At 58.7% G+C, this 14,107-nt stretch carries 9 protein-coding genes; 4 read left to right on the top strand and 5 right to left on the bottom strand.

What is annotated here, in order from left to right:
- Entirely contained in the window at nt 1-1,770 is a 1,770-nt protein-coding gene (locus tag FJ145_23700; GenBank protein ID MBM4264417.1) for an iron ABC transporter permease, read from the top strand.
- A gap of 139 nt (nt 1,771-1,909) precedes the next feature.
- On the top strand, nt 1,910-2,902 hold the full coding sequence (locus tag FJ145_23695; GenBank protein MBM4264416.1) for an ABC transporter substrate-binding protein: 993 nt from the start codon (nt 1,910-1,912) through the stop codon (nt 2,900-2,902).
- A gap of 60 nt (nt 2,903-2,962) precedes the next feature.
- Here FJ145_23695 and FJ145_23690 read toward each other — a convergent pair whose 3' ends face one another.
- Nucleotides 2,963-4,258, bottom strand: a complete 1,296-nt coding sequence (locus tag FJ145_23690; GenBank protein ID MBM4264415.1) for an APC family permease — start codon at nt 4,256-4,258, stop codon at nt 2,963-2,965.
- Nucleotides 4,259-4,522: 264 nt separating this feature from the next.
- Between FJ145_23690 and FJ145_23685 the strand changes: the two genes are divergently transcribed.
- Nucleotides 4,523-5,920 carry a YihY/virulence factor BrkB family protein gene (locus FJ145_23685; protein ID MBM4264414.1) on the top strand — a complete coding sequence of 466 codons (1,398 nt, stop codon included), beginning with the start codon at nt 4,523-4,525 and terminating at the stop codon, nt 5,918-5,920.
- Between the two features lie 137 nt (nt 5,921-6,057).
- Here FJ145_23685 and FJ145_23680 read toward each other — a convergent pair whose 3' ends face one another.
- The 3 genes from FJ145_23680 to FJ145_23670 form a co-directional block, all read right to left on the bottom strand.
- Nucleotides 6,058-6,627 carry an O-methyltransferase gene (locus FJ145_23680; protein MBM4264413.1) on the bottom strand — a complete coding sequence of 190 codons (570 nt, stop codon included), beginning with the start codon at nt 6,625-6,627 and terminating at the stop codon, nt 6,058-6,060.
- On the bottom strand, nt 6,617-8,029 hold the full coding sequence (locus tag FJ145_23675) for a hypothetical protein (GenBank protein ID MBM4264412.1): 1,413 nt from the start codon (nt 8,027-8,029) through the stop codon (nt 6,617-6,619). Before FJ145_23675 ends, FJ145_23680 begins: the two co-directional genes overlap by 11 nt.
- A gap of 90 nt (nt 8,030-8,119) precedes the next feature.
- On the bottom strand, nt 8,120-9,277 hold the full coding sequence (locus tag FJ145_23670) for an extracellular solute-binding protein (GenBank protein MBM4264411.1): 1,158 nt from the start codon (nt 9,275-9,277) through the stop codon (nt 8,120-8,122).
- 128 nt (nt 9,278-9,405) lie between these two features.
- Here FJ145_23670 and FJ145_23665 point away from each other — a divergent pair, with 128 nt between their 5' ends.
- A complete protein-coding gene (locus tag FJ145_23665) occupies nt 9,406-10,932 on the top strand; it encodes a hypothetical protein (protein MBM4264410.1) in 1,527 nt (508 codons plus the stop codon).
- A 257-nt stretch (nt 10,933-11,189) separates the two neighbouring features.
- Here the strand turns inward: FJ145_23665 and FJ145_23660 are convergent, their stop codons facing one another.
- Nucleotides 11,190-13,454 carry a serine protease gene (locus FJ145_23660; protein MBM4264409.1) on the bottom strand — a complete coding sequence of 755 codons (2,265 nt, stop codon included), beginning with the start codon at nt 13,452-13,454 and terminating at the stop codon, nt 11,190-11,192.
- Nucleotides 13,455-14,107 lie beyond the last annotated feature (653 nt).

Below are 14,107 nucleotides of genomic sequence, written 5' to 3'. Positions count from 1 at the left end.
ATGGCCAAGCAACCTACAGAAACTATTGATCTGCCGCTGAAAACCAACAGCGACAGCGCGTCGCTGTCGGCCAACCTCGCCTCCCGCTTCGATGTCGCCACCTGCGTCATGATCAGCGTCTCGCTGGTGACGGCTTACTTGGTTTTGCCGCCGCTCTACTCCGTCATTCAAACCAGCCTGTTTACCAGCAAGCTGACTGGCGAGATCGATCAGTTCACCTTCAAATATTACCGCGATTTGCTGAGCGGATTGCAGATCATCGGGCCGTTTTTGAATTCGTTTTACTTCTCGGTGTTGAGTGCTGTCTGCGCCACGACCTTGGGCGGTTCCATCGCCTGGATCGTCGTGCGCACCGATAGTCCGCTGCGCGGCCTGGGCTACTTCACCGCGTTTGCGTCCTTTGGCACGCCGTTCATTCTCTACACCATCGGTTGGCTGTTGCTGCTCGGCAAAGCTGGGCCGGTGAACTATTGGCTGAAAATCATTTTCAATCAAACCACACCGGTCCTCAACGTTTACTCCATGTTCGGCATGGTGCTGATTGAGTCGCTGTTATGGTCGCCCTTCGTTTTTCTCATGCTGGCCGCCGCGTTTCGCTCGATGGACCCGTCGCTCGAAGAAGCCTCGGCCGCCTGCGGCGCGCGGGTGTGGCAAACCATGCGCAAGGTTTCGCTGCGGCTCATGCTGCCGGCGCTTTTCTCGGTCATGCTGCTGATTTTTATTCGCACCTTCGAGTCTTTTGAAATTCCCGCGCTGGTCGGACTGCCGGGCGATATCCGCGTGCTGACGACATCGATTTACCTCGACGCGCAGAAGCTGCCGCCGCAATACGGCAGCGCCGGGGCTTTTGCCGTGCTGCTCATGGTGGTGGTCGGTATTACTCTCTATTTTTATTTTCGCATCACCCGCGAAGGCGACCGCTACCACACTGTTACCGGCAAGGGCTATCGCCCGGCGCTGATCAGCCTGGGCCGCTGGCGCTATGTCACCGGCGCCGGCTTGCTGGCCTACTCGCTGATTCTGCTCTTGCTGCCATTTCTAATCATTCTTTGGGCGTCGCTGTTGCCGTTTTACATGCAGCCGTCGATCGAGGCGATCTCGAAGTTCACGATCAAGAACTACGTCACGGCGCTGCATTTCCCCAAGCTCCTCGATTCGGTGAAGAATAGCGTGCTGCTCGGTCTGGGTAGCGCCACCTTCGTTATGGCGTTAACGCTGTTGGCGTCGTGGATTCTCGTGCGCACCAAGATTCGCGGCCGCTGGCTGCTCGACTTTCTGACGACATTGCCGCTGATGTTTCCCGGTATCGTCATGGGCCTGGCGATTTTGCGTTTCTATCTTTTCGTGCCGATTCCCGTATATGGCACGCTGTGGATTCTCCTGATCGCCTTTGCGACGCGCTACATTCCCTATGGTATTCGTTACAACCATTCCGGCTTACTGCAGTTGCACAAAGAATTGGAAGAAGCCTCCTACGTTTCCGGCGCGTCTTGGTTCAGCTCCATGCGCCGAATCATTTTGCCGCTGATCACTCCGTCGTTCTTAGGCGGGTGGATTTTCATCTTCCTGCTTTCGGCCAAGGAACTCTCCATGTCCGTGCTGCTCGTCAGCCCGCAAACCCCGGTCGTGTCCGTCGCCATCTTCGAGCTCTGGGAAAACGCCCAGGTCGGCGAGCTGGCCGCCTTCGGCGTTATCTGGACAGTGATTCTCGTTACCGTGGCGATTCTCTACTATATGTTTGCACGCCGCTACGGGATTCAGCAGAACTAGTGTTACTCTTGGCGTCCGACGGATCGGTCTGATGCGACTGATCCGTCGGATGGTTTTCCCCGTGCAGTTTCTCCTTGCTTGCGGCGAGTTCTTGAGGTAAGAACGCCCATCTCTGGTCAACCTATCGCGGAGGTGTCCGATGCAACAGCGATGCAAGATGACCCTGTGGGCGGGCTTGTCGCTCATGTTTTTTGTGGCCGTGTCTGACGCTTTGGCGCAGCAGCAAACGCTGGCGTTCAGTTCCGTCGATGCGCCCAACGCCAATTGGTATATCGCCAAGGAGCGCGGCACCTACAAAAAGTACGGCCTCGACGTCGAGTTGATCTATATTCCCTCTTCGACGACGACGATTTCCGCGGTGGTGGCGGGTTCGGTGGCGGTGGGAAATATTTCCGGCGGCGCGATTGCCAACGCGGCCGTGGGCGGGGCGAGCGTGGTCGCCGTCGGCTGCTTCATTAACACGCTGCCCTATGACTTGGTCGTGCATGAGTCGATCAAGTCGGCCGCCCAACTCAAGGGCAAGAGCATCGGCATTAGCCGCGTCGGTAGCTCATCCGATGTCGCGGCGCGCATCTTTCTCAAGGAGCTTAAGCTGGAAGCCGATAAGGACGTGGCGATTCTCCAGGTCGGTGGATCCACCGAGCGCGCCGCGGCGTTTCGCACCGGGCGCATCATCGCGTTCCCGGCGCCGCCAGGCGTGATTCATCTGACCCATGGCATGCCGCACCGCATTCTTGCCAGCACGGCGGATTTCCCCAAAGGATTTCCGTTCCCTTACGTTTGCCCGACGGCGTCGAAAGCTTTCGTCAAGAATAGCCGCGACACGATGAAGCGGCTCTTGATGGCGCTGATCGAGAGCACGCACTTTTACAAGACGCGCAAAGAAGAAAGCAAAAAAATCATGGCGAAATACACGCGCCACAACAACGAGGCTTTCCTGGATGCGGCCTATCAGTCGAGCGCCAAGCTGTTCGAGCAAGTGCCGCTGGTCAATCGCGAGGGCATGGACACCCAAGTCAAAGACGCCGTGTCGCGCAAACCGGGCAGCACGATGAAGGTCGACGACATTGTCGACGATAGTTTGGTTTTGGAGTTGGAGAAGGAAGGATTTATTGGCCGGATTTACAAATAGCGTTGCAAGCCGGGTCGGCTACGAATTCGGCGGCGCTTCAAGCTCATTCACAGCGCTGCGTCAGCTTTGCCAGCGATAGACAAGGAGGCCCAGCGCTATCCCTGCGACGCCGACGTACAGCGTGGCGTGGTTCGCCAGGCCAATACTGAGAAAGCAAAGTGCCGTCGGAGGAATGCTAAGCGCGACCGCGCCGGCGGTGCCACCGGGGACGCGATAGGGGCGAGTCATTTCCGGTTTTTTGATCCGTAACCAGACCAGCGCGGCGAATTCCAAAATCATCGACGCGGCGTAGAGAAACATGTCGACTTCGATCAATTCCTGAAACGAGAAGGGGATCAGCGCCGCGACGCCGAGGCTGTTGATGACGATCGAGCGCCAAGGCGTGGCGTGCTTTTTGTGCAGCGCCGCAAGGCCGCGCGGCAGCATGCGGCGCTCGGCCATGGCAAAGGGCACACGCGAGGAAGTGCACAAAAGCGCGTTGAACATGCCCGCCGCTGTCACCAAGCCCGCCACGGTCAGCCATGTGCCGAGCCAACCGCCGCCGACCTGGGCGGCGATTTTAGGGAACTCGCCCTCTTTCCATTGCGCCCAATCGGTGTCGATGCTCACGCCGACGAGCAAAGGGAGGAGATAGACAAGCGTGACGACGATAACTGAAACGATCATCGCGCGCGGATAGCTGCGCGCCGGGTTGGCGACTTCACCGGCGCAGCAGCCGGCATTGTCCCAGCCGCTGGTGTTCCATAAAAGCACGCTCATGAGCAAAGCCCAGTTGACGCTGCCGCTTGCGTCACCGCTGGACGCGAACCAATGCGCGGTCTCCACCCGCGGCGCGCCGAGGACGATCATGACGATGAACGGCGCGAGGACGAACAATGTGAAGATCACCGACATGAAGCCGACTAGTTGGATGCCGCGGATGTTCAACCAGGTGATGACCAGAACCAAACTGGCGCCGATGAGCCAGCGTTCCGTCGGCGACATATCACCGCGCAGATAGGCGAGATAGTCGACGAACATAACTGGATAAAGCGCGTTGTCGGCGAAGCTGCAGAGCCAACTGAGCCAGCCTTCCTGAAAGCCCCAGAAGCGGCCGAAGGCTTTTTCGACCCAGACGACATAGCCGCCATCCTCCGGCATGGCCGTCGACAGCTCGGCGGTCATCAGCGCGGTGGGAAAACTCCAGAACCAAGGCAACAAAACAATGCCGAGCAGCGCCAATTGTGGCCCTGCGGCTCCGACTGCGTCTTCCAAACCGAACGGCCCGCCGGCAACGCAGAAAAATGTCACGGCCGCCAGGCCCGGGGTGTTGAGCGCCCGGCGCAACGGAGCGTTCGTCGATGTTGGTGTTGGCATAATTTCGGAAGGGATGAATCTACCGCAAAGAACGCAAAGAACGCAAAACCGATGGCCGCGAAAAATGCCCACGACGCGAAAAAGATCGGATGTAGGGGCGTGATCGATCACGCCCACCGATGCGCTTTTGTCGTGTTCGGACAAAGCTGGTAAGCTTTACAAAGATCCGAGATGAGCGGTCAAAGACCGAAACAGAAGATTCGATGAAATTCCCCTCGGGCTTTTATCTTGCCGGCTAGCCCTTTGCGCTTGGCTTTTCTTCCCATGACGACGCGCGCGCAAGAATCGAAACGTCCGCTGCAGCAGTTCAAGACACGGGTGTTCGACCGTATCTACGATAGTGAACCGGTCGGTGCGTCGTGGGCGGGTCGTGCCGCGCACACGGTCGTCAAGATCATCGTCATGGTGACGCGAGATTTCTTCGAAAATCTCGTAAAACTCCAGGCGATGGCGCTGGCCTTCAAAACCTTGTTGTCGTTGGCGCCGGCGCTGGCGGTGATCTTTTCGATTCTCAAAGCCTTCGGCGTGCACAATCGCATGGAGCCGGCGCTGCTCGAAGCCCTGGAGCCACTTGGCGACAAGGGTGAAGACATCATCGATGCGCTGCTTAACTTCGTCGACCGCATGAGCGCTAGTGCCTTGGGCAGTGTCGGGCTGATCACGTTGTTTCTCACCGTGCTCTCGTTGATGGCGACCATCGAAGATGCTTTCAACCACGTGTGGCGCGTGCGCTCGCCACGTACCTGGGCGCGCAAGTTCAGCGACTATCTGAGCGTGATTCTCGTCGGCCCCGTGTTGATTTTCTCTGCCCTCACGATCACCGCGACGCTGCAGAGCAGCGCCTTTGTCCAAAAGTTGATCGCCCTTGAGCCGTTCGGTGCAGTGATTCTCGGCCTGCTGCGCTTGCTGCCTTATCTGACCCTTTGGGGCGCCTACACCTTCTTTTACATTTTTATTCCCAACACCCAGGTCCGAGTGCGCTCGGCGCTGATCGGCGGGTTGGTGGCAGCGATCCTATGGCAAACTGTGGGTTGGGGTTTTGCGGTCTTCGTCGCGTCATCGACGCAGTACTATGCGATCTACTCCAGCTTCGCGATACTCCTGCTGTTTTTGTTTTGGCTGCATATCGGCTGGGTAATTGTGCTACTGGGCGCGCAGGTGGCCTATGCGCACCAGCATCTGCGTTTCTACCAACCCGACCGCGAGCTTCTGGCCCATAGCCCGGCGGGGCGCGAGAAACTCGCGCTGCAGATGATGCTGCTCATTGGCCGCAATTTCTATCACGGCCGCGATGCGCTGAGCGTGGCCGATGTCGCCGCGCTGCTGCGCATTCCCGCCGGACTGACGCGCGACTTTATGGAAATGTTCGAGGATCATCGTCTCGTGCTGGCATTGGCCGACCAACAGACTTATGTCATTGGCCGTGACCCGGAAACCATCGGCATCAAAGAAATCCTCGACTGCGTGCGCAACGCCGGCAGGCAGGCGCGGCCTGTGCCAAGCCGCAATGAAGATGAACAGCAGATTGACGAGTTGTTAGAAGCGATCGATCGATCGGCGGCGCTCGCCTTGCAGCATAAAAACCTCCAGAGCCTAATTCTCAGTGTGGAGCCGCTACGCGAGCGCGCCGCTACCGAAGAAGAGCGGCCAGTGCGCGGGTAAATCTGTGGCTGTGTGGGATGGAAAAAGGCGGATTGTTGTGCGGTCGATCGGACCATTGGGATTATGTGCCACCCCTTGTGTTGGGGTGGCATCGGGGATGTGCGGTTGGTTAAGGCTTGTCGCTCAGTTGTGCGAGTTCAGATTTTCCGACAAATCATATCGCCCTTGGGGAAGGGCAAGAGCACGGCGTCGACGCGCGGGTCGCTGTAGGCGCGCTTGATGAAATCGGCTTGATGGCGCGGCGAGGTGACGTTGTCGACCACCAGCCAGCCGCCGGGCACCAGGCGGGGTACGATCAGTTCGTAGATTTTTGCGTTGTTCTCCGGCGGTTCGATGTCGGAGAAGCAAAACGCCAGCGGTTCCGATTGGCCGGCGTAGTCGAAGGCGTTGCCATGAAAAACTTGCACTTGATTTTCGGCGCCGGCTTTGGCGACGTTCTCGCGCGCTAGTGCAACTTTATTTTCGTCGAGGTCCACCGTGGTAAGCTTCACGCCTTTGATCTTGGCGGCGATCGCCAGCCAAATGCTCGAGTAGCCGCCGCTGCTGCCCAATTCCAAAAAGGCTCCGGCCGGCGCCGAAATCGCGAGTAGTGTTAGCACGCGCGCCACGTCGGTGTCGACGCTGCGCAGCGAACGTTGATCGCGCTCGAGCTGTTCCTCCATGGCGCGCATTACTTGCTGCATTTTCTCTGAAATATCATGAAACATGGGCGCCTACCTCGATATCTTTCCACGGCACGCTGCGCCGGTTGATCTGCTCTTCTACGTCCACCGGGAACAGGTTTTCTTTCAGCATGGCATAGTCGCCGTAGGAGCCGTGCACCGGGCCGAGCAAATTGCGCTCGGCCAGTAGGCCGGCTTTGCGGGTGCCGAACTTGGGCAGCTTGTCGCGATTTTTGTCGTACGTCTCATACCAGCTACGGGTCATCTGAATGTAGTAGTCCAACGGCACCGGCGGCTGTTCGGCTTCTTTGCAGAGCGCCGTCGCCGGCTCGCGGCGCCACTGCTGCGGCCGCGGCATGATGCCGCGCGGCATCAGATACTGAAAACAGTCCGTCGCAGAGGCAACCGCTTCCGCGACGGTCTTGAAGCCGTGCGGCTTTGCCATTTCGATGCCCGAGACGAAGCTCGGCTGCACCATGCCGTTGCCGAACACCTCCACGGCATCTTCCATCCAGCGCACCCAGTTGTCCCAGCCGACGCGCTCGGCCTTGCCGGGGTTGATCCACGGAAACAGTTGCTTGTCCCACACTTCCATGTTGAAGTGGATGTGATCGGCGCCGGCGTCTTTGTAGCGCTTCACTTCTTCGCGCGGCCGGGCGTTGACCTCGAAGGTGATGCGCGGGGTGCTGCCGATGTTCTTGATCGCTTCGATATAGGGCACGTAGAAATCGGCTTCGCTTTTGCTGTGCAAGGTTTTCGTGATCGTGCCGCCGCTCAGGACAAAGCCCTGGCCGGCGCCAATTTTTTTGGCGTCATTGGCGACGTAGGCGCAAACCGTGACGACGTCCTCGACCGATTTTACCGGCGCGTTGAGCGTAAAGTCGCGCGATAGCTTCATCTGGCGCGCATTTTCATTGATATCGCAAAATTTGCACTCTTCCTTGGCGCCCCAGTATTGGCAGTTGCGAAAAATCGTGATGAACGACGCGAAGGCGACGATCTCATGGTAGGGCGTGCCGTCGGGCAGGCTCTTGCTATAGTAGTCCGGCGTCTTGGGCACGCGAATCTCACAGACCTCACGGCCGTCCACGGTCATGACCATGCGGCCATCGACGATGTCGATGAGATAGGGCGAATCGGGCGACAGCGAAGTCTGGATCGCCACCGGGCGCATGTTGTACGGACCGTTGATCAGCACGAAGTGCTCAGGCACTCGCCGGTGCTCGTTGCGCTTGAAATAGGACATCGGCACTAGATCGTAGGAGAACAAACGATAGGATTTCACCAGGGCGCCCGCGCAGGCGTCGAGCGCCGCATCGCTGAACCAATGGCCCAGGCTAAGCATGTGCTGCTTGACGATGGTCTCCTTGGGCACGTCGGGGTACTGCTTGAAATATCCTTCTAAAATCTCGAAGTTGGCATCGCGGTTCGTCGCGTTCTTAGCCATGTAAAATCCTTTCGTTCGGTCGCAATTGTCGAAATGTCCCGTTCGTTTCGGTTGGGACAGGCGACCAGCCGGTTGCCCCTACCGCTACTTTTATTTTAACAGCGTCTGGGCCGCTTTCACCGCCGGTTTGCGCAGCTTGTCGAGTTTATCTTCGGCCTGATTTTCTACGCGCCAGTATTCCTCTGGTGTCATCACGTCCTTGGCCGCGATTGTGCCGGTTTCGCGCAGCCATGTGGTGTCGACGTCGAGCCGGCGCGTCGCCTGCGCCAGGCCGCGTGAGAAGACTTCTTGTCCCTCGCGGCTCAAGAGCCAGTTGACGAACACTTTGGTCGCGTTCGGATGGGCCGGCGTTTTGATGATCGCCAAATTGCCGCTGCCGCCGGTGCCGAAGACTCCTTCTTTCGGTGTCGGTAGCGGCTTCACAGGCAGGCCGGCTTTCACGAACGGTTGAAACGAATAGTAGGTGTTGCCAACCAAAATAGCGATCCGACCGCGCGCCAGGTTTTCCGAGAGCACGCGCTGATCGCGGCCCAGCAACAAGTCTTGGGCCACGAGCTGTTTGAGATACTCTTCGCCCTTTACTTGCCACATGTACGACCAGTGCGCATCGCCGCCACCCGGCGTGCGCGGGTCAAGAAAGCCGATTTTGCCTTTCCATTTCGGGTTGAGAAAGTCGTCCATGGAGCGCAGCTCGCTCGGCTTGGCCATTTCCGTATTGTACCAGATGCTTTCCGGCAGATAGGCTTGAAAAGTATAAATAAAGCGCTTGGCGCTATCGACCCACATGTGACCGCCCCACCATTGCTTTGGCTCTCGCACCTCCGGCAGCATCAGCCACGGCTCGATGGCGTCGATGATGCCTTCATCCAACATGCCTGAGATGATCGAGTTCGAGCCGCCGATGTGCACGTCGAAATGGCGCACGCCGGCTTTGAACTCCTCCGCCATGCGCCGCACGCCGGCGCTGCCGCGGGCCGTAAACACCTCCACTTCGATGGCAAAGCGCTTCTTAAATTGTTCCTCGATTTGCCGCTTCAGTTCGGCGCTGGCCGGCAGCGAGACGGTGACCTTGCCTTCTTTGCGCGCCGCCTCGACCAGCTTCTCCCACTCCGCTGGCGCTTTGCTCTGTTGACCATAGATTGGAATCGGCAGGCTCAGGGCGCAAAGCATTGCGACAACAAATCTAAGTCTCTTTATGGAACGTTTAATCGGCATTCTGCTCTTCTCCACTCTACGCCACGCGCACATCGATCATGCTGCTCTAAATCGAAACCGGCGAGATTGCAACTCGTCCGAATTTACATCTTTTTTTCGACAAGCAGTTGTGCAACAAATGGGGCAGCAGCGGTATCAGCGAACCTAGGTCGGAGGAAGTCATGGCCATTTGGAAAATTCGCTTAATCACGTTGTTTGTTGTGCTGGCGCTGGGCGGCGGCACCGCGGATCGCGCGTTGGCGCAAAAGGGACAGAAGGTGACCGCGACGATTGCGCTGCCGGGCGTGCAAGTGGAAACGCTCAATCCCTATGCCCACTCGACCACGCAGGTCTATCCAACTTGGAAACATGTGATCGAGCCGTTGGTTGAGTGGAACTGGAGTCAGAGAAAGTTAGTGCCGATCCTCGCCGAGTCGTGGAGCAACCCTGACCCGACCACCTGGGTGTTCAAGCTCAAGAAGGGTATCAAGTTTCACGACGGCAGCGAGTTTAGTTCCGCCGACGTGGTCCATTCCTACACGCGCATTCTCAACGACCCGGATAGCAAGCAGAGAAGCAGCATCGCGCATGTCTCGTCCATCGAAGCTATCGACCCGCTGACCGTGCGCCTGCAGACCAAGAAACCGGATGCTGCGCTGGCGTTTCGCTTGGCGCAGCGCTTCATCACCAACAAAGCGGCCTACGATCGTTTGGGCGCCGCCGCGGCGGATAAGCTCGCGCTCGGCACCGGGCCGTATAAGCTGAAAGACTGGGTGCGCGGCCAGTGGTTTGTCGTGGAAAAAGTTCAGGGCTACAGCCGCAGCGATCGCCGGCCGACGGTGGACGAGGTGATCTTTCGTAACATTCCGGAATCCGAAGTGGCGATTACGTCCTTGCTCAATCGTGAAGTAGATGTCATCTCCAACGTGCCGCCCGAGAGCGCCGCGCGGGTGAGCGGCAGCGCGCGCATCGAAAGCGCGCGCACGATTAACATCATGTTCCTCGGCATGCATAGCTCGGTGCCGGAGTTTAAGAACAAACAGGTGCGCCAGGCGGTCAACTACGCTATTGATCGCAACGCGCTGACCAAGAACGTGCTCGGTGGATTCGCCTATCCCATGGACGCACCGGTGGGGCCGGACCAATACGGCTATAGCCGCGAGCTCAAGCCGAAATACAACTACGATCCGGCACGGGCGAAAACGTTGCTGGCGCAAGCGGGATATCCGAGCGGCTTCGAAGTCGAATTTCTAGTGCCGCTGGGCCAGTACAACAAAGTAAAAGACGTCGCCGAGGCCATCGGCGGCATGCTCGGCGCGGTTGGCATTCGCGCCAAGATTCGCACCCAGGATCAGGACAGCGGCTTTGCGGCGATTCAGAACGGCAAGGTCGGCATGTATATTTTCGGCCGCGGCTCGGTGGTCGACCCGAGCGAGTACTTGCACCAATATTTTCGCACCGGCGTGACCAAACGGCTGGAGCATTCGATCCCCGCAGTGGATACGGCGTTGGATGCCGAGCAGACCACCCTCGATTCGGCGAAGCGCTTGAAGCTCCTACAGAGCGCCATGTCGGTGTTGCTCGATGAAGCGCCGGTGGCGTGGCTCTATCAGTATCAAGGGTTACAGGGCGTCAGTAATCGCTTCGACTTCAAAGCCAACCCTGGCGAGGATGTGTACGCATGGGATTTGAAGCCGCGCGCACGCTGAGAGCGTTGGTTTTTCACCACCAAAGTCCGCAACCGACCGGAAGAATCGCCCGCAAAGGCGCAAAGACGCAAAGTTTCAGAGGAAAATATTCACCACGCAGGGCACGAAGATCACGAAGGCGAGGAGAAGATAATCAAAAAGTTTTCTCCGAACTTCGTGTCCTTCGCGCCCTTCGCGGTGATATCCCTAGGCCGGTTTCCCTGCTCGATCGACAGTGTGGCGTATCTTTTCGCGCTCCCTTAGTTTGATACGCAGAATCAGATCAACACCGCCGCCAGTGCGAAGTCTTGCCGCACCGAAGTGACGTTGGAGGCGATGACTTCGACGCTCCAGCTGCCTTTTTTCGCGTTGCTCGCGTGAATCGCTTCGGCGTTATTGTTGGCGTCGAAGACGATCGGTCCCTGGCTGACGTTCGAACGGTTTCCTATGTAGCGCTTGCCGCTCGGGTCGGTGGCCATGAGATTTAAATTATTCACCAGCGTGTCGCTGGGAAAATCGGTGTAGGCCAAGGCGATGCGCAGGGCCTTGCTGCTGGTCGGCACCGCCACGGTGAACGTCGCTTTTTCTCCCGTGGTTAATCCCGGCGCGTCGACGGTGAGAAGCGGCGTCTTGAGCGAGCGGTCGAGGTTGACGCGGCCAAAACCCTGGTGATTGTCGAGAATGGTTCCCACTGGCGCGGTGCCGGTCAAACGCTGGGCGCCGGCGATCAACAGCGCTTTGAGCAACGCCGCCGACGGGTTGGCGATGTTGCGCTTCTTGCGCAGGAACTCGCGGATCACTGCCAGCGCTCCGGCGACCAGCGGTGTCGCCATGCTGGTGCCGCCCATGTGAAAATATTTATGATTGGTCGGGTAGGCGCCCCAGGCAAAGTTGTTGGGCGCCAAGCGCGATGAGCGCGTCGAGAGAATAAACGTGCCGGGCGCGACAACTTCCGGTTTCACGCGGCCATCGAGCGTCGGGCCGCGGCTGCTGAACGCGACCACCTGAGCGGCGTTGTTCGCCATCGGGTCGCCCTTGATCGGATTGACCGGAAAATCCCCCGGCCACCATTCGCCGTATTTTTCCGTGTTGAATTCGGGACGCAAGTTCTCGCAGGCGCCGACGGTGACGCAGTTCTTCGCCGTGCCGGGCGAAGTGACGCTGGTGAGATTGATCTTGCCATCGCCGTCGTTGTCGGTGCCGTCATTGCCGGCGGCGATGACAAAACAGAAATCTTTGTTGTCCCAGACAAACTGATCGAACTGCTCGCATTGATCGTCGTAGGCGCCGGCGTCGCCGCCGCCCCAGGAGTTTGAGTGAACGCGCGCGCCCTGATTGCGGGCAAATTGAAACAGCGGGCGGAGATTGGCCGGAATGCCGGAGAGTAGATAGCGCTCCGCTCGGGCCCACGCCGGCGCGTTGGGGCGCCATTTCATCTCTTGCTCGATGGCTTGAAAGACCAGCTTGGCTTTGTGCGCATGGCCGCGGATTACTGCCGGGCCGCTGCTCGAAGCTGCGCCGTTGCCGAGCACCGAGCCGGCGACATGGGTGCCATGGCCGGAGTCGAGATCGGCCGGGCCGTCGTCGCCGTTGGTGTTGAAGATGATCGAATTCCAATCGGGCGTGATCGGATAGCTCTTGATCGCGACGATGCGGCCGGCGAAGTCGGCATGAATCGAGCTGGTGTCGCCGGTGTCCAGGCCGGTGTCGCACACCGCGACGACTTCGCCATCGCCGGCGAGCTTGAGGCCGTTCGTCGCCGTCGCCGTAAAAACGTTGCCCATGATGCCGGTGGCGACGTTGTTCGACGTGCGGCGCAGCGCCCGCTCGCGAATGAAACGCACGCCGTGCACGGTGCAAAGATCTTGCAGCTGCTTGCGCCTCGGTGCGGCGTTTTCCGTCGATTCGACCAATAGCAACTTTGCCCGCGCTTCCTTTGATAAGACTTTGAAGCCTAGTGTGCGGGCGGCGCGGGCGATTCTTTCGGTGTCGCTGGCATCGAAGATTTCGACCGAATAGACACCCGGGCGCACCTGCCGGCGCGGCAAGTCGCCGTCGCCGCGCGCCGCCGGGCCCGTGAGGCCGGGGGCCAAACGAGCCTGATGTGCCAGGTGCTCGACAAAGTGAACGAAGCGCAGCTCGGCAATCTTGGCCAGCATGGCTGGCCGCGCCCATACGATGTAGCCAAAATTGCCGTAGGGGTTGCGCAGCTTGGCGCCGGTGGCGCGCACGGCAGTCAACCAGCTTTGCTTCACCGGGCCGATGAATTGAATGACGTAATGGTGCGGACCGTCGGCTAGTCCGGCGGTCATCTGATCGACGCCGCGCTTACGCCCGCGAGCCGCCGGATTGACCGAGCGCTGGCCGATTTGCAGCGCGTACTGGTTGCTGATGTCTTCCACCGGATAGCGGCGCGCGAGCGCGCGCAGCACGGCGTCGCTCGCCTCGACCAGCACGAAGGCATCGTAAGCTTCGATGAGCCGCGTCTGTTCGAGAACTTTCTTGCGGTCTTGTTTATCGACGAATACCTTGATCCTTGGCATGCCAGTTCCTCCCTGTGAGATCGGTGTGGGCTAACTGGCTAACGCTATGCGTTAGCGACAGCGCGAGTCAAGGAGGAAATCGCAGCGGCAGCGATCGCCTGCCGTTCACACAGAGAAGCCGCGGGGATGCTTGATGAAATGACGAGGGCTTATCAGCAAAAGATTCGCAAATCACCGTTGTGGGAGGAGATGGTGAGGGAGTTCGGAGAGGAAAGAGCCGAACGGCTTCTCAAGGAATTTCGGGTTGAGATTCGCTGAGCGGCGCTGTGCTATACCGCGGGCTGATATCTGGATAACCCGCCGCTACGGCAGCGTTTGTCGGCAGCGACGATTGACAGGAGTAGCAAGTTGGCCGATATTACTGGAGATTCTGCCAGAGTCAAAATTGCGGGTGGCATAATAACCCGCGGATGAATCGGCAGTTCACTTAATACGTTAGGCATCATTCTGCATGCGCAAGCGGTAGCACTTCCGTAAAAGCAAAGAAGGCTTGCTGGCTTGGGATGTTCATCGCTTGATTGATCTTGAGCTATGATCAAAGCGTGTGGAAATAGGAAATAGGTAGGCGTACCCTTTCGCGAATCTAAAAACGAAAGGCTGCCTGTTGGCGCAGGCAGGAAAGGATACGCCGATGAGAGAAAAGCACACTGAGG

This window comes from Deltaproteobacteria bacterium, assembly GCA_016874755.1.
Classification (GTDB): Bacteria; Desulfobacterota; Binatia; order UBA9968; family UBA9968; genus DP-20.
This window is presented reverse-complemented; position numbering and strand designations above follow the sequence as displayed.

Coding starts and splice junctions, on each gene's coding strand:
- FJ145_23695 (MBM4264416.1), top strand. CDS start 1,910: ATGCAACAGCGATGCAAGATGACCCTGTGGGCGGGCTTGTCGCTCATG.
- FJ145_23665 (MBM4264410.1), top strand. CDS start 9,406: ATGGCCATTTGGAAAATTCGCTTAATCACGTTGTTTGTTGTGCTGGCG.
- FJ145_23670 (MBM4264411.1), bottom strand. CDS start 9,277: ATGTGCGCGTGGCGTAGAGTGGAGAAGAGCAGAATGCCGATTAAACGT.
- FJ145_23675 (MBM4264412.1), bottom strand. CDS start 8,029: ATGGCTAAGAACGCGACGAACCGCGATGCCAACTTCGAGATTTTAGAA.
- FJ145_23680 (MBM4264413.1), bottom strand. CDS start 6,627: ATGTTTCATGATATTTCAGAGAAAATGCAGCAAGTAATGCGCGCCATG.
- FJ145_23700 (MBM4264417.1), top strand. CDS start 1: ATGGCCAAGCAACCTACAGAAACTATTGATCTGCCGCTGAAAACCAAC.
- FJ145_23685 (MBM4264414.1), top strand. CDS start 4,523: ATGACGACGCGCGCGCAAGAATCGAAACGTCCGCTGCAGCAGTTCAAG.
- FJ145_23690 (MBM4264415.1), bottom strand. CDS start 4,258: ATGCCAACACCAACATCGACGAACGCTCCGTTGCGCCGGGCGCTCAAC.
- FJ145_23660 (MBM4264409.1), bottom strand. CDS start 13,454: ATGCCAAGGATCAAGGTATTCGTCGATAAACAAGACCGCAAGAAAGTT.